General features: G+C 59.6%; 14 protein-coding genes and 1 tRNA gene. 12 read left to right on the top strand and 3 right to left on the bottom strand.

What is annotated here, in order from left to right; translation table 11 throughout:
- The first annotated feature begins 87 nt into the window (after positions 1 to 87).
- Entirely contained in the window at positions 88 to 357 is a 270-nt protein-coding gene (locus QO002_RS00595) for a Rap1a family protein (protein WP_307225654.1), read from the top strand.
- Positions 358 to 489: 132 nt separating this feature from the next.
- Here the strand turns inward: QO002_RS00595 and QO002_RS00600 are convergent.
- A tRNA-Gly gene (locus QO002_RS00600) sits at positions 490 to 564 on the bottom strand.
- 243 nt (positions 565 to 807) lie between these two features.
- On the opposite strand from QO002_RS00600, the gene QO002_RS00605 reads away from it, so the two are divergent.
- The 4 genes from QO002_RS00605 (at position 808) to QO002_RS00620 (ending at position 3,404) form a co-directional block, all read left to right on the top strand.
- Complete coding sequence (locus QO002_RS00605; protein ID WP_307225656.1) at positions 808 to 1,317, top strand: prolyl-tRNA synthetase associated domain-containing protein; 510 nt, start codon at positions 808 to 810, stop codon at positions 1,315 to 1,317.
- A 59-nt stretch (positions 1,318 to 1,376) separates the two neighbouring features.
- Positions 1,377 to 2,354, top strand: coding sequence for a thioredoxin (trxA, locus tag QO002_RS00610; protein ID WP_307225658.1), 978 nt, complete (start codon positions 1,377 to 1,379; stop codon positions 2,352 to 2,354).
- A 173-nt stretch (positions 2,355 to 2,527) separates the two neighbouring features.
- Positions 2,528 to 3,208 carry an LON peptidase substrate-binding domain-containing protein gene (locus QO002_RS00615; protein ID WP_307225659.1) on the top strand — a complete coding sequence of 227 codons (681 nt, stop codon included), beginning with the start codon at positions 2,528 to 2,530 and terminating at the stop codon, positions 3,206 to 3,208.
- 7 nt (positions 3,209 to 3,215) lie between these two features.
- Complete coding sequence (locus QO002_RS00620; RefSeq protein WP_075291682.1) at positions 3,216 to 3,404, top strand: Trm112 family protein; 189 nt, start codon at positions 3,216 to 3,218, stop codon at positions 3,402 to 3,404.
- Between the two features lie 22 nt (positions 3,405 to 3,426).
- On the opposite strand, the gene QO002_RS00625 is transcribed toward QO002_RS00620, so the two are convergent.
- Positions 3,427 to 4,650 carry a ubiquinone biosynthesis hydroxylase gene (locus tag QO002_RS00625; protein ID WP_370878433.1) on the bottom strand — a complete coding sequence of 408 codons (1,224 nt, stop codon included), beginning with the start codon at positions 4,648 to 4,650 and terminating at the stop codon, positions 3,427 to 3,429.
- A 187-nt stretch (positions 4,651 to 4,837) separates the two neighbouring features.
- Here QO002_RS00625 and tesB point away from each other — a divergent pair, with 187 nt between their 5' ends.
- From tesB to QO002_RS00660, 7 genes are all read left to right on the top strand, one after another.
- Positions 4,838 to 5,722: an acyl-CoA thioesterase II gene (tesB, locus tag QO002_RS00630; protein WP_307225663.1), complete on the top strand. Its 885-nt coding sequence runs from the start codon at positions 4,838 to 4,840 to the stop codon at positions 5,720 to 5,722.
- Positions 5,723 to 5,945: 223 nt separating this feature from the next.
- Complete coding sequence (locus QO002_RS00635; protein ID WP_075291685.1) at positions 5,946 to 6,296, top strand: P-II family nitrogen regulator; 351 nt, start codon at positions 5,946 to 5,948, stop codon at positions 6,294 to 6,296.
- A gap of 27 nt (positions 6,297 to 6,323) precedes the next feature.
- Positions 6,324 to 7,694 (top strand): ammonium transporter, encoded by a 1,371-nt coding sequence (locus tag QO002_RS00640; protein WP_307225664.1) that lies wholly within the window; start codon positions 6,324 to 6,326, stop codon positions 7,692 to 7,694.
- Positions 7,695 to 7,921: 227 nt separating this feature from the next.
- Complete coding sequence (locus QO002_RS00645) at positions 7,922 to 10,570, top strand: FtsK/SpoIIIE family DNA translocase (RefSeq protein WP_307225666.1); 2,649 nt, start codon at positions 7,922 to 7,924, stop codon at positions 10,568 to 10,570.
- Between the two features lie 138 nt (positions 10,571 to 10,708).
- The gene (locus QO002_RS00650; protein ID WP_307225668.1) at positions 10,709 to 11,368 is read left to right on the top strand and encodes an outer membrane lipoprotein carrier protein LolA; all 660 of its coding nucleotides are present in this window, start codon (positions 10,709 to 10,711) and stop codon (positions 11,366 to 11,368) included.
- 140 nt (positions 11,369 to 11,508) lie between these two features.
- The gene (locus QO002_RS00655; RefSeq protein ID WP_307225671.1) at positions 11,509 to 12,315 is read left to right on the top strand and encodes an exodeoxyribonuclease III; all 807 of its coding nucleotides are present in this window, start codon (positions 11,509 to 11,511) and stop codon (positions 12,313 to 12,315) included.
- Between the two features lie 184 nt (positions 12,316 to 12,499).
- The gene (locus QO002_RS00660) at positions 12,500 to 14,620 is read left to right on the top strand and encodes a TonB-dependent siderophore receptor (RefSeq protein ID WP_307225674.1); all 2,121 of its coding nucleotides are present in this window, start codon (positions 12,500 to 12,502) and stop codon (positions 14,618 to 14,620) included.
- Positions 14,621 to 14,644: 24 nt separating this feature from the next.
- On the opposite strand, the gene QO002_RS00665 is transcribed toward QO002_RS00660, so the two are convergent.
- Positions 14,645 to 15,100: a Crp/Fnr family transcriptional regulator gene (locus tag QO002_RS00665; protein WP_307225676.1), complete on the bottom strand. Its 456-nt coding sequence runs from the start codon at positions 15,098 to 15,100 to the stop codon at positions 14,645 to 14,647.
- Between the last annotated feature and the right edge of the window lie 4 nt (positions 15,101 to 15,104).

Below are 15,104 nucleotides of genomic sequence, written 5' to 3' on the forward strand. Positions count from 1 at the left end.
CAGATGCGATTTAGGATAGCGCTATTCAGCGCATTGACGATGTTCGGAAGCGCGAAGGCTCAAGAGGCCGAAACCCTCGGCTGGTTCATGAAGGGCGCATATGCGGGTGAATTTCAAGCCGCTATGGTTTTCGCCAGCGGTGAAACCCTCGCTTCGTTCAATGTCCTGCTGAAGGATCGCGGCGAACCGCCGCTATATTGTCCACCGCCGGCACTGCAGATCACGCAAGAGCAATATGTCAGCATCCTCGCAAACTACCTGAAGTCATCAGAAACGGCGACGTCGAAAGACGATTATCGCGCCTTTCCGGTCTATGTCAGGGAGGCCTTAAAGGCGACTTTCCCCTGCAAAGCTTGAGTTTAACGCGAAAATTCCGACGCACGATGCTCTAAAAACCGTGCTACCCGCGTGCAACCCAACGTCCTAGACACAGTCTCGTTCGGGGCTGCCAAACGGCAGTTATCTAATTGATTTCGCTGGAAGAAAAAATGGAGCGGGTGAGGCGATTCGAACGCCCGACCCCAACCTTGGCAAGGTTGTGCTCTACCCCTGAGCTACACCCGCTCATCGTCGTCGGCCTGGGGTAGTTGGTGGCCGAAGGTCGCTGCGTTGCGGCGACGGGCGCTATATGGCCCATGGCCTTTTCAAATGCAACAGGGAAAACGCGCATTGGTCGAAAAATTTTGCGGATCGCGCTGCAAGCCCCTGAAAACAGGGCTTTCTTGCTTTCATCAATCCGACAAGATTGAAACCTTCAAGCCTTCGGCGTAAGGACGAAACGCATTTTGAGACGATGAGGAAGCTTTCATGAGCGATATCAAGCCGAAGACCGCTGACGATCTGTTTTCCTTTCTCGACAGTCTCGGGATCGCCCATACGACCAAGCGTCATGCTCCCGTCTTCACCGTCGCCGAATCAGTCTCGCTGCGCGATGAAATTCCAGGCGGCCACACGAAGAACCTGTTCGTGAAGGACAAGAAGGACAATTATTTCCTTCTGACCGTCGAAGAGCACGCAACCGTGGACCTGAAGACGGTGCATCACGTCATCGGCGCGGCGAGCAAGGTTTCCTTCGGCAAGCCTGAGAAGCTGATGGAATATCTCGGCGTCATTCCGGGAGCGGTCACCGCCTTCGGCGTCATCAACGACACCGACAAGAACGTCGCGATCATCATCGACGAGGAGCTGATGCGTGACGAGATCGTTAATTGCCATCCCCTCTCCAATGACGCGACGACATCCATCGCCTCCACGGATCTGCTACGCTTCATCGAGGCGACTGGCCACGCGCCGCTTGTCTTGAAAGTGACAGCCTGACATACGATCTTTGCGGCAGAAAACAGTGAACCGGACCAAATGTCCGTGAGGAGCAGATCATGAGTGGCAGCAACCCCTATCAAGGATCCTTCGGCAGCCAGATGACGGGCCAGGCGACCTACGGGACAAGCGCCGCTCCAACAACGGCAGCGCCCGTCGGCGATCTCATCAAGGACACCACGACAGCCACTTTCGCGCGCGATGTTCTGGAAGCTTCCCGCCAGCAGCCGGTCCTCGTCGATTTCTGGGCCCCCTGGTGCGGCCCCTGCAAGCAGCTGACGCCGATCATCGAGAAGGTGGTGACGGAAGCAGCGGGCCGCGTGAAGCTCGTTAAGATGAACATCGACGACCATCCCTCGATCGCCGGCCAGCTCGGCATCCAGTCCATTCCGGCCGTGATCGCCTTTTCCGGCGGGCGCCCGATCGATGGCTTCATGGGTGCCGTGCCGGAAAGCCAGATCCGCGAATTCATTGACAAGGTCGCCGGTCCGGTGGTCGATGACCACAAGGCCGAGATCGAAGCAGCATTGGGAGATGCCAAGGCATTGTTCGATAGCGGCGATCTCGAAAATGCCGGTGGCCTCTATTCGGCAGTTCTGCAGGCCGACCCGGAAAACGCGACGGCACTTGCAGGCCTTGCCAATTGCCTGATCGCCATGGGCCAGACAGCGGAAGCGCGCCAGGTCCTTTCCGATCTCCCGGAGGCCATGGCGGCAGACGCCGCTGTTGCTGCCGTCTCCAAGAAGCTTGACCAGATCGAGGAAGCCCGCAAGCTCGGCGATCCGCAGGCCCTAGAACAGGCACTTGCCACCAATCCGGACGATCACGAAGCGCGCATGAAGCTCGCCAAGATCCGCAATGTCGAGGGTGATCGCACGGCAGCAGCCGATCATCTTCTGGCGATCATGAAGCGCGACCGGACTTTTGACGACGATGGTGCACGCCGCGAACTTCTGGCGTTCTTCGACGTGTGGGGTGCCATGGATCCTGCCACCCTTGCGGCACGCCGCAAGCTCTCGTCTATCCTGTTTTCGTGATGGCACCCACGTCGCTGTTCCGCTTCTGATGACGGCGATACGATCGTTCCCTTGAGTTTTTGCAAGGCCGCACCATCTTTCCTTGCTCGGACGGCATTGCTGAAGGATGGCCGTCCAGGGCGGCAGAGGAGCCGCGCGATCGGCCGAGCCGAGAGACAACGGGGAACGCACGGATGCAAGTGGGCAATGCACGCTATCTCAAACCGCAGGACCTGCCGGAAGTGCTGCCGGTATTTCCCTTGACGGGCGTGCTGCTGCTTCCAGGCGCGCAACTACCGCTGAATATCTTCGAGCCCCGCTATCTCGCCATGTTCGACGATGCATTGGCCGGCAACCGTTTGATCGGCATGGTGCAGCCATCCTTCGACGACAGCAATCACGAGACAGCCAGCAATCCGCACCAGCCGCTATGCCAGGTCGGTTGCGTCGGCAGGATCACCTCCTTTGCCGAAATGGAGGATGGCCGCTACCTGATTTCGCTGACCGGCATCTGCCGCTTCCGGCTGCTGACCGAAGCTCATCTCGTCAAAGGCTACCGCACCTTCAAGACGGCACCGTTCGCAACTGATCTTTCCCAGGGCGAGGACGACGCGCAGGTCGATCGCGACGCACTCCTTGCCGCCTTCAGGGCCTATCTGGAAGCCAACAAGCTGGAAGCGGACTGGGAGAGCGTGGAGCGGGCGAGCAACCGCACCCTTGTCAATTCCATGGCGATGATGTCACCCTACGGTCCGGCCGAAAAACAGGCTCTTCTGGAAGCGCCGGACCTGAAGACACGCGCTGAAACGCTGATCGCCATTACGGAGATCGTGCTGGCGCGTGACTTCGGCGATATCGGACATCTTCTGCAGTAGAGGCATGATGGAAGACAGAACCAGCCGGGTCGATCCCAAACTGCTCGAACTGCTCGTCTGCCCGCTGACGAAGGGCCGGCTCAGCTACCATGCGGACGCGGGAGAGCTCGTTTCGGAAAAGGCAAGGCTCGCCTACCCGATCCGCGACGGCATTCCCATCATGCTGATTTCCGAAGCCCGCAAGATCGAGGACTGAGCAGGCTTGGAGCCTTCAAAGGTTAGATCGGCTGCCCGCCCAGAAGCTTGGGATCGCGTTCGCTTGCAAGACCCTCGGCCTGGCGAATGAAAAAAGATTTCAGCGCTGGCAGACGATCCACGAGACCAAGTCCAAAGTCGCGCAAGGCCCGGACCGGCGTGATATCGTTCGAGAACAAGCGGTTGAGCACGTCCGTCGTCACGCCCATGCGAAATGTATCGAACCGGCGCCAGCTCTGGTAGCGCTCCAGAACCGCGAGCGAACCGATATCGAGGCCCAGCCGGTCGGCATCCACAATGGTTTCGGCAAGCGCCGCGACATCCTTGAAACCGAGATTGAGGCCCTGGCCGGAAATCGGATGAATGCCGTGCGCTGCATCACCGGCGAGTGCAAAACGCGGCGCGATGAATTCGCGCGCCAGTGTCAGCCCGAGTGGAAACGCCCGCCGCCCGCCGACGACCTTGAGTGTGCCGAGCTTGTGGCCGAAGCGGCGTTCCAGTTCTTCCTCGAAGACAAGATCGTCGCCAGCCACCAGCCGATCGGCATCGGCGGTGCGCTCGGTCCAGACCAGCGAGGAACGGTTGTTGCGCAGCGGCAGCGTCGCGAACGGGCCAGCGGGCAGGAAATGTTCTTCCGCCGTGCCATTGTGTGGACGCTCGTGCTCCACCGTCGTAACGATGCCTGACTGGCCGTAATCGAAATCCACCGTCTTGATGCCGGCTGCGGCCCGCAGCTTCGAGCGCACACCATCGCAGGCGACCAGCAGTCTTGCCTCGATCGGCTGTCCCGCCGCGACATCGACGGCAACGGAGTGATCGCCGCTCTTGAAACCATTGACCGGGGTCGACTGGCGGATATTGACACCAAGACGCTCGGCCTCGCCACGCAAGGCGCCGACCATGACGACATTGGGAACCATATGGGCGAAAGGACGGCCACTCTCGACCGCGTCGCCAGCACCTTCGAACGTCAGAAAAACCGGACGAACCGGATCGGCCGTTTTCGAATCCGTGATGACCATGCGCCTGATGGGTTCGGCCTCCGGCTCGATGTCGCCCCAGACCCCCAAAGCCTCCAGCATCTGCGATGCGGCAGATGCGATCGCGGACGCCCGCTCGTCCTTCTTCCACACCCCTTCGGGGGCTCCATCGACCAGCGTCACGGCCAGATGCGGCGCTGCCGATTTGATCGCCACGGCGAGCGACAGCCCGACATATCCGCCGCCTGCAATCAGCACATCGATCATCCGCCTACTCCCATCGCTCTTGAGCATTTGTTTTTGCCTATATAGAGCATTGATCTGCCCGTTCCTACCGCCTCGACCCTCGAAGCGGGGCCGCGCGCGCCACAAGCGCGCAAAGGTCGCAGGAAAGAATATCTGCGTTTGCCGCCCACGCCATCTGGGCGCCAACGCGATGAAGTGGAGAATAAAGATGTCCGATCCCGCTGGAAATGTCGCTCCGATGGATGTGCTTCTGAAGACGCTCGATCTGGAGAAGCTGGAGGAAAATCTGTTTCGCGGCCTCTCGCCGCAGGTCGGCTGGCAGCGGGTTTTTGGTGGGCAGGTTATCGGTCAGGCATTGGTCGCAGCCCAGCGTACCGTTGACGAAGGCCGCTACGTGCATTCGCTCCACGCCTACTTCATGCGGCCGGGCGATCCGTCCGTCCCCATCATCTACGAGGTCGATCGTATCCGCGACGGCTCAAGCTTTGCCACCCGCAACGTCATTGCCATCCAGCATGGCAAGGCGATCTTCTCGATGTCGGCATCCTTCCAGTATGATGAAGGCGGCTTTGATCATCAAGTCGCAATGCCCGACGTAAAACAGCCGGAGCAATTGCTGGGCGAGCAGGAGATCAAGGCAAAGTTTCTCGTCAACGCACCAGACGCGATCCGGCGCTACTGGGAGCGCCCACGCCCCATCGAGATACGCCCCGTTTCGCTGTCCCACTATTTTTCACGCGACAAGCTCGATCCATCCCAGAACGTCTGGGTGAAGACGGTTGGAAGCGTGCCCGACGAACGCCACATTCAGGCGGCGGTACTCGCTTATATCTCCGATATGACCTTGTTGGACACTGCACTTTACGCCCATGGCACCTACGTGTTCGATCGCAATCTGCAGGTGGCGAGCCTCGATCATTCGATGTGGTTCCACCGCCCGTGTCGCATGGACGACTGGCTGCTTTACACCCAGGACAGCCCCAGTGCGTCTGGCGCGCGAGGCATGACGCGCGGCGGCCTTTTTGACCGCGCGGGGGCGTTGATTGCCTCGGTCGCCCAGGAAGGGTTGATCCGCAAAAAGGCATCTGAATAACTATTAGGCAAATTTTATTTTTTGCTTATTTTTTAGCCGCTTAAATTGACGATTTTTTTACCCTCCGCCGGCCGAAGCTGGCGGAATAGGACTTTTTCATGTCTTTTCATGGAGTTACCCAGCCCATCCGAATCTGGCACGCGCCTTGAATATAAAAAGCGCTGCCGTTGGGGGAACTCAGTTCAACGGCGAGGAGACGGCACCGAGCCGCTGATGAACAAGGATGGGAAACCAGATGAAAATTGTAATGGCCATTATCAAGCCGTTCAAGCTCGATGAGGTTCGTGAAGCCCTCACCGCTGTTGGCATCCAAGGCCTGACCGTGACCGAAGTGAAGGGTTATGGGCGCCAGAAGGGGCATACAGAAATCTACCGCGGCACCGAATATGCCGTCAGCTTCCTGCCGAAACTGAAGATCGAGATCGCCGTGGCGTCCGAGATCGTCGATACAGCCGTGGAAGCCATCGCTTCGGCCGCAAAGACTGGCCAGATCGGGGACGGCAAGATTTTCGTTTATTCGATTGACCATGCTGTGCGTATCCGCACCGGCGAAACCGATACTGAAGCGCTGTAATTCACGGCCGTTAGGGAGCTCTATTCAATGTCAGACTTCAAACTTTCCACCTCGCTTGGACGCATCGGCGCCGCAGCCGCAGCGCTGCTCGCCCCTGTCGTTGCCTTCGCGCAGGAAACGGCACCCGCAGCAGCCGACGCCGCAGCAGCAGTCGCTGCCGCCCCGGTCCCGAACAAGGGCGATACCGCCTTCATGTTCCTTTGCACCATCCTGGTTCTGTTCATGCTGGTTCCGGGTCTTGCGCTGTTCTACGGCGGCCTGGTTCGCGCCAAGAACATGCTCTCCGTCCTCATGCAGTGCACCGTGATCGGTGCGACTGTCATGCTGATCTGGGTGATCTACGGCTATTCGTTCGCCTTCGGCGGCTCCGATAGCGCCTATTGGGGTGGTACTGCCAAGCTGTTCCTGTCCGGCGTAACGCCTGACAGCACATCGGCAACCTTCTCCGATGCTGTCATCCCGGAATATATTTTCATCCTGTTCCAGATGACCTTCGCCGCCATCACCCCCGCCCTGATCATCGGCGCCTTCGCCGAGCGCATCAAGTTCTCGGCAGCCGTGCTGTTCTGCGCACTCTGGGTCACGTTCGTCTACTTCCCGGTCGCACATATGGTCTGGGATGCAAACGGCCTGCTCTTCAAAATGGGTGCGCTTGACTTCGCTGGCGGCACGGTCGTTCACATTAACGCCGGTATCGCTGGCATCGTGGGCGCAATCATGGTCGGCAAGCGTACAGGCTTCGGCAAGGACATGATGGCCCCGCACTCGATGACGCTCACCATGGTTGGCGCTTCTATGCTCTGGGTCGGCTGGTTCGGCTTCAATGCCGGCTCCAACCTCGAAGCCTCTGGTGGCGCTATGCTCGCAACCGTTAACACCTTCATCGCGACGGCTGCGGCCATCGTTTCCTGGTCGCTGGTTGAAACGTTCACCCGCGGCAAGGCTTCGATGCTCGGTGGCGCATCCGGCATGGTTGCCGGTCTGGTTGCCATCACGCCGGCTGCCGGCATCGTCGGCCCGATGGGCGCGATCGTTCTCGGTCTGCTCGTCTCGCCGCTTTGCTACTTCTTCGTCTCGGTCGTGAAGAACAAGGTCGGCTACGACGATACGGCTGACGTGTTCGGCGTTCACTGCGTCGGCGGTATCTTCGGCGCGCTTGCCACGGGTATCTTCGCCAGTGCATCGCTCGGCGGCATCGGTTATGCAGAAGGCGTCACCATGGGCGGTCAGTTCGCCACCCAGGCAACGGCCGTCATCATCACCATCCTGTGGTGCGGCATCGGCTCGGCGATCCTCTACAAGATCGTCGACGTGATCGTCGGCCTGCGGGTATCTGTCGAAGCCGAACGCGAAGGTCTCGACCTCTCGTCCCATGGCGAGGCCGCTTACCACTCTTGAGAAATTCGGGAAGCCGGGCCAACCGGCTTCCTGTCCAGTCCCGTCGCGGTTCCGTGTGGCACGGAACCGTCCTTGGCCCGGATGCTTGCATCCGGGTTTTTTTATGCGCCTGAATGCCATTCGGCAATAAACGAAGCGTCAAGGTTAATGTCGCATTAACTCTGCCCGGTTTACGATGAAAGCATGTGCACTAGGCGCTTTGCAGACAGAAACGGGCAGCAGGCAACATGAGCAGAAGCAATCAGGCGGTCTTCGACAACCGCTCCAACAGGTTTGTGCTTTCCACATTCGTATGGCGCCAGATCACAAGCCTTCTCGGCTTTTCGATCTTCGCCGGGCTTGGGCTGATCATTGCCGCCCTATCGACCTGGAACGTCGCCGATCCCAGCCTGTCTTACGCAACCGTCAATAAGCCGACCAATATTCTCGGCTATAACGGGGCCGCGATCGCCGATCTCTTCATGCAGTTCTTCGGCATTGCCAGCGTGGTGGCGCTTCTGCCCGTCGTCGCCTGGGCACTCGTCCTGATCTTTGCAAAGCCTTTCGACAAGATCCTGAAGCGCGCCGCCGCCTGGTTCTGCGGCTCCGTACTGGCATCCGCCGCCCTCAGCTGCATTCCGGTGCCTGTAACCTGGCCATTGCCCAATGGGCTGGGCGGGGTGTTCGGCGATATGATTCTGCGCTTTCCCGCGCTGTTCACCGGTGCTTATCCCACCGGCACCTTTGCCCTGATCGTTGCCGGTGTCATTGCCGTTCCTTCCGCGTGGCTGCTGATCTATGCTGCCGGCTTGATTGGTGTTGCCGATCCGGAAGATGAAATCGACGAGCCTGTGCCCACACCCAGCAAGGCCCGCACCATCCGTGAGGAACTCGACGAGGACGACAAGGAAAGCATCTTCATGGTGCTGGCGGGCGCAGTCACCCACATGCGCTACACCGCTCACGCGCGCATGCGGCGCCTCTTTGGACTGTCTTCCCGCAAGATCACCCGTGACTATGACGAACCCTATGATTTCAACGGGGACGAATTCGGCACTCTCAACGAGCCGTCGCGGCCCAAGGCGATTTCGCGTACCGAGCGCGTGGAACCCTCGCTCGACCGCTCTGAACGTCGCGTCGTCAGCGCGCCCTCGATCTCCATCGATGAGGACGAAGACGACGACTATGATCTCGATGGCTCCGGCCGCGCACCGGCAGGCATCATCGATGATATGGATGATGATCCGGCAGCCGACTGGGCGCCCATGCCGGCGCCGCGTAAGCAGATGCCGCCCGCCACGACGGGGCGCGTCACATCGCCTGCTCCACGCCCGAAAGCAAGCCCTCGCATAGACCGTGAAGCGCAGGCCTCGCTGGTTACCGATGATAGCGATTTTGTCCTGCCGCCGTTGCATTTCCTGACCGAACCGAAGAGCGTTACCCGCGACGCCACACTCTCGGCCGATGCGCTGGAGCAGAATGCTCGCATGCTCGAAGGCGTGCTGGAGGACTTCGGCGTCAAGGGCGAGATCATCCATGTGCGTCCTGGCCCGGTCGTCACGCTCTACGAACTGGAGCCGGCCCCCGGCATCAAGTCGTCGCGCGTTATCGGCCTTGCCGACGATATTGCCCGCTCGATGAGCGCGATCGCCGCCCGCGTCGCCGTCGTTCCCGGCCGTAACGCGATCGGCATTGAACTCCCGAACCAGCGCCGCGAAACCGTCTATCTGCGCGAACTGATCGGCAGCCGCGATTTCGAGCAGAGCAAGGCAAAGCTTGCCATGGCGCTCGGTAAGAACATCGGCGGCGAACCCGTCATCGTCGATGTCGCCAAGATGCCGCATTTGCTGGTGGCCGGCACCACCGGCTCGGGCAAATCCGTCGCCATCAACACCTTCATCCTGTCGCTGCTCTATCGCCTGACGCCCGACCAGTGCCGCCTGATCATGATCGACCCGAAGATGCTCGAACTTTCGGTCTATGACGGCATCCCGCATCTTCTTTCGCCCGTTGTCACCGATCCGAAGAAGGCAGTCGTCGCGCTGAAATGGACCGTGCGCGAGATGGAAGAACGCTACAAGAAGATGTCGAAGATCGGCGTACGCAATATCGATGGCTTCAACAGCCGCGTCGAACAGGCGCTGGCCAAGGGCGAAACCATCAGCCGCACCGTGCAGACAGGCTTCGACCGCCAGACGGGCGAAGCGACCTACGAGACCGAGGAATTCGATCTCTCGCCCATGCCCTATATCGTCGTGATCATCGACGAGATGGCCGACCTGATGATGGTGGCCGGCAAGGACATCGAAGGCGCCGTCCAGCGCCTCGCCCAGATGGCGCGTGCCGCCGGCATCCACGTCATCATGGCAACCCAGCGCCCTTCGGTCGACGTCATCACCGGCACGATCAAGGCCAACTTCCCGACGCGCATCTCCTTCCAGGTGACCTCCAAGATCGACAGCCGCACGATCCTCGGTGAACAGGGCGCCGAACAGCTGCTCGGTATGGGCGACATGCTTTACATGGCGGGTGGCGGCCGCATCCAGCGTGTCCACGGTCCGTTCGTTTCGGACACGGAAGTCGAGGAAGTCGTCTCCTATCTCAAGACCCAGGGGGCACCGCAATATCTCGACGCCATCACCGAGGATGATGACGAGGATAACGATGGCGGCGGCCCAGCCGGCACCGGTAATCTCGGCGAATCGGACGATCCTTATGATCAGGCGGTTGCGATCGTGCTGCGCGACGGCAAGGCCTCCACCTCCTACGTCCAGCGCCGCCTCGGTATCGGCTACAACCGCGCCGCCTCCCTGATTGAACGTATGGAGCAGGAGGGCATCATCGGCCCGGCCAACCATGCCGGAAAGCGCGAAATCCTTGTACCGACCGAAAGCTGAATTGTTGGCCGAAGGCCAGCCCCAGGGGGTTGGCGCAAGCCTTGGCGGGTTGCGCGCCAACACATGATTGTGCATGGGCCGCGCCTTGACGTCGCCGCAGTTGCGCGCCACATCACAGGCACCCAGAAGGAGACCGAAATGACGAAGACCGCCGACGCAAGAAACGACCAAGCCCATGCTCCGGTTGAGCTGTCGAGACGCGCTTTCGTCTGTGGTCTTGCGGTTTTCGCAGCGCTGGCCGCAACCGGCCTTCCGATGGGCGAGGCTCACGCGCAAAGCGCGGTTGCCCAGAAGATTGCCGATCACTTTGCTTCCGTCAAAACCATGGCCGGCGAGTTCGTGCAGTTCGGCCCGCGCGGTGAACAGACCGGCGGCAAATTTTATATCAGCCGCCCCGGCAAGATCCGCTTCAACTACGAAGCCCCCTCGCCGATGCGGGTGATCGCCGACGGCAAGGTCGTGGTGATCGGCAACCAGAAGCTCAAGACCTGGGATCTCTATCCTCTGTCAAAGACACCGCTGAAAATATTGCTTTCCGATACGATCGACCTGTCGAGCAAGATGGTGCGCGACGTGCGCGAGGAGCCCGATCTCATCACCATCGTTCTCGGCGACAGGAGCATCTTCGGCGATGCGACCATCACCATGATGTTCGACCCCAAGACCTATGATCTGCGGCAATGGACAATCACCGACGCCCAGAAGAAGGATACGTCGGTGATGATCTTCAACGTCCAGACGGGACTGCCGATGGACGATGCCGTCTTCAAGGTTCCCTACGACGAAATCCGCAAGTAGGCCTGTCTCGGCATCCGCTGCAAATTCCAGAAACAAGCCTTTTGTGGACAGGCTATTTCCGTGCAGGACAGCAATCTCTGACGGGTTGTAGCCCACCGTCAAACTTGCTTAAACAGGCCTTCTCTTGAAGGACTTTTTGAATGGCATTGTCGATTGCGACCTGGAATATCAACTCCGTGCGGCTGCGCATGCCGTTGGTGGAACACCTCCTGAAAACCTGGGCGCCCGACATCCTTTGCCTGCAGGAAACCAAGTGCCCGAACGACCAGTTCCCGTCGTCGCCCCTCAAGGCGCTGGGCTACAAGCACATCGCCATGCACGGCCAAAAGGGTTATCACGGGGTCGCAACCATCTCTCGCCTGCCGCTGCATGAGTTGGTCGACCGGCGTGACTATTGCGGCGTCGGCGATGCCCGCCACCTTTCCGTTGTCTTCGAGAAAGCAGGCAAGAAAATCCGCGTGCACAATTTTTATGTGCCCGCCGGTGGCGACGAGCCTGATCGCACGATTAATCCAAAATTCGGCCACAAGCTCGATTTCATCGAGGAAATGAAGCTGCTGCATGCTGAAAGCGAGGCCGGCATCTCCTCCGTTCTTGTCGGCGACCTCAACATCGCGCCGCTGGAGCATGATGTCTGGTCGCACAAGCAGCTCCTGAAGATCGTCAGCCATACGCCAGTCGAGACCGAAGGCCTGACCAGCGTGATGACAGGCGGCGCCTGGGTCGATCTGATGCGCCAGCATACGCCCTCGCCAGAAAAGCTCTACACCTGGTGGAGCTACCGCGCCAAGGATTGGGCAGCCGCCGATCGCGGCCGCCGCCTCGACCATGTCTGGTCGTCTGCCGACCTCTCCCCCCATCTGACAAACGTGGAAATCCTCAAGGAAGCGCGCGGCTGGGAACGCCCCTCGGACCACGTTCCGGTAATCGTTCACTTCGATCTTTGATGAGAAAAATATAATATGACAAAAAAAGTCATATTATATTTGATCTGCCGCGCTTAACCTTTTATTGGTTGCTTCGGCGGCGGGGACCTCGCCCGGCGGCACGTTGCTGCTGTTCCATTAATTTTCAGATTTTCCGCTCTGGCTGAAGCCGGAGGGTTTTCGCTTGTCTTGAAGGGGCCGGACGATGCCACTTATTCTTCTCAATTCTCCAACCTCCCGCGCCTTACGCAGCTCCACGATGCTGTTCGGCATCATGGCGGCTCTTGTTCTGCCGTCGCTTGGCTTTGCGCAAGACGCGGACGATCAGACGACCAGGCTCGAGACTTTGCGCGTGAACGGCGACGGCAACGGCGAAGCCCAGACAATCAGCGAAGACAATGACACTGTCGTACCGACCCGCGCCATCTCGGCCTTGAAGACCGATACCCCGCTTATCGAAACGCCGCGCGCCGTTTCCGTCGTTACCCGAAAGGAGATCGAAGAGCGCGGCGCGACCGACATGATCCAGGCGGCCCGCTATTCATCCGGCGTCACCACGGGCGCCTTTGGCTACGATCCGCGCTTCGACCAGATCTACATCCGCGGCATTGAAACCACCACCACCGGCGACTTCCGCGACGGTCTTCGCCAGCCGATCATGACCTATGGTTCATTCGCAACGGAAGTTTACACGCTCGACCGCATTGAAATCCTCAAAGGTCCGGTATCGGTCATATACGGCGCGGCAAGTGCTGCCGGCATCGTCAACCGTATTTCCAAGCTGCCGCTCGAAGAGACCCATCGGGAAATCGAGCTGCAATATGGAACGATCGGCCGCAAGCAGGCTGCCTTCGACTTTGGCGGGCCGATCAATGACGAGATGTTCTACCGGGTCGTCGGTCTCGCCCGCGACGGCGAAGGCAGCTACGACATCGCAGACGACCGCTATCTCCTGCAGCCATCCTTCACCTGGAAGCCGGACGACAGCACAACGTTCACGATCTACGGTCTTGCCCAGAAGGGCGAAACCGCAGCAAGCGCCTGGAGCTTCGAGCGTGATGGAAACATCTATCTCTACACGGATCCGGACTACAACAGCCAGAAGGTGGAGCAGTATCAGCTCGGCTACCAGCTCGAACATGAATTCGACAACGGTCTGACCTTCCGCCAGAACGCCCGTGCGGGCGACGTCGATCTCAAAGCCCATTATCTCAATCGCGTCTTCACCAATCCGGACGGTAGTTGGCCGACGACTGCCGTCACAGACTCGATGCGCACCTACCAGATCGACAACCAGCTCGAAGCCAAGTTCGATACCGGTGCCATCTCCCATACCCTGCTCACAGGTCTCGACTATACCTGGGTGACGTCTGATTTCGCCATGGGTTCTGCCTCCATACTGCCCGGTAGCGCCGCCAACGCAGCGATACCGACGCTCGACTACTTTACTGGCAGCGACCTGAACCAGACCGGCCTTTATGCCCAGGACCAGATGGAACTCGGCAACTGGCGCTTCGTGGGCGGCCTGCGCTACGACTGGGCGCGTCAGGAATCCACCGTCAAGGGTTCCGGCTCGACCGACACCAAGGATGATGGCGTGCTGTCCGGCCAAGCCGGCCTGCTGTATCTCTTCGACAACGGCATTGCGCCCTATGTGAGCTACGGCACGTCCTTCGTACCGTCTACCGCGCTTTCGGCCGACGGCACGGTTCTTGACCCAACCAAGGGTCGCCAGATCGAGGCGGGTATCAAATATCAACCCGAAGGCGAGAACTACTCGCTGAGTGGCGCCGTCTACCGATTGGTTGAAACCGGCAAGCCGCAATACGACCCCAGCTTCCTCTTCTCCGAAAATTCGGGCGAGAATACCTATACCGGCTTCGAACTCGAAGGCCGAACAGAGTTCGACAACGGTATCAGCCTGATTGCTGCGTACACCTATGCCGACGCTGAGATCACCGACAACATCGATCCTGCTTTGATCGGCAACACGCCTTCGACGGTGCCCCGCCACGTCGCTTCCCTTTGGGTCAACTACCTGATGCCCGACGACACGGCGTTGACCGGCGTCAGCATCGGCGGCGGCATCCGCGCAACGAGCGGATCGTTCACCAGCGATGCCAATACGGATAAAAATCCTGGCGCCTTTTATTTTGACGCATCACTCTCTTACGATTTCGGCGTGAAATCTCCGGAATTGCAGGGTCTGTCTCTTGCCATCAGCGCAACCAATCTTGCCGACAGGCGCGAGCAGGTCTGCACCGACGGGTACTGCTACATCGGGCAGAGCCGCACGGTCATCGGTTCGTTGAAGTACAAGTGGTAAAAGACTGAAAGCTGGCGCCGGAGTTCACGCGAATTTCGGCGCCAGGCGCTCCATCTTGCGGATCATCGACTGGAGGCTTTCGCGAATGCGAGCCTCGACCACCGCCGCAACCTCCGGGTATTCTTCCAGCATGCGGCGAAACAGCGGGCGGTTGATGCGGATGACTTCGCTGTCTTCCTCCGCCGTCGCCGTGAACTTTCGCTCGACCAGCGAAATCATCGCCAGTTCTGAAAGCAGCGTACCAGGGCCGACTGTGTCGAAGACGGCCGCCGAGCCATCAACCAATGTGCGAGACAGGGAAAACGAGCCACTCGCAATAGCAAAGGCGCAATCGGCCGGCGCACCCTCGCGAAAGAGCTGCTGGCCTCGGCTCAACCGACGGCGCTCGGCGCCAAAAGCGATCAAACGCAGCTTGTCTTCATCGATCTCCGCGAAGAGCGGCACGAGAGACAGAAGCGCGATATCGTCATTGAGCGCCAAGCGA

The organism is Pararhizobium capsulatum DSM 1112 (assembly GCF_030814475.1).
Lineage (GTDB): Bacteria > Pseudomonadota > Alphaproteobacteria > Rhizobiales > Rhizobiaceae > Pararhizobium > Pararhizobium capsulatum.

What these genes read in the sequence shown, in the direction of transcription:
- QO002_RS00605 (WP_307225656.1), top strand. Translation starts at nt 808, where the DNA reads ATGAGCGATATCAAGCCGAAGACCGCTGACGATCTGTTTTCCTTTCTC.
- QO002_RS00620 (WP_075291682.1), top strand. Translation starts at nt 3,216, where the DNA reads ATGGAAGACAGAACCAGCCGGGTCGATCCCAAACTGCTCGAACTGCTC.
- QO002_RS00635 (WP_075291685.1), top strand. Translation starts at nt 5,946, where the DNA reads ATGGGAAACCAGATGAAAATTGTAATGGCCATTATCAAGCCGTTCAAG.
- QO002_RS00615 (WP_307225659.1), top strand. Translation starts at nt 2,528, where the DNA reads ATGCAAGTGGGCAATGCACGCTATCTCAAACCGCAGGACCTGCCGGAA.
- QO002_RS00645 (WP_307225666.1), top strand. Translation starts at nt 7,922, where the DNA reads ATGAGCAGAAGCAATCAGGCGGTCTTCGACAACCGCTCCAACAGGTTT.
- QO002_RS00660 (WP_307225674.1), top strand. Translation starts at nt 12,500, where the DNA reads ATGCCACTTATTCTTCTCAATTCTCCAACCTCCCGCGCCTTACGCAGC.
- QO002_RS00625 (WP_370878433.1), bottom strand. Translation starts at nt 4,650, where the DNA reads ATGATCGATGTGCTGATTGCAGGCGGCGGATATGTCGGGCTGTCGCTC.
- QO002_RS00655 (WP_307225671.1), top strand. Translation starts at nt 11,509, where the DNA reads ATGGCATTGTCGATTGCGACCTGGAATATCAACTCCGTGCGGCTGCGC.
- QO002_RS00650 (WP_307225668.1), top strand. Translation starts at nt 10,709, where the DNA reads ATGACGAAGACCGCCGACGCAAGAAACGACCAAGCCCATGCTCCGGTT.
- trxA (WP_307225658.1), top strand. Translation starts at nt 1,377, where the DNA reads ATGAGTGGCAGCAACCCCTATCAAGGATCCTTCGGCAGCCAGATGACG.
- QO002_RS00595 (WP_307225654.1), top strand. Translation starts at nt 88, where the DNA reads ATGAAGGGCGCATATGCGGGTGAATTTCAAGCCGCTATGGTTTTCGCC.
- QO002_RS00640 (WP_307225664.1), top strand. Translation starts at nt 6,324, where the DNA reads ATGTCAGACTTCAAACTTTCCACCTCGCTTGGACGCATCGGCGCCGCA.
- tesB (WP_307225663.1), top strand. Translation starts at nt 4,838, where the DNA reads ATGTCCGATCCCGCTGGAAATGTCGCTCCGATGGATGTGCTTCTGAAG.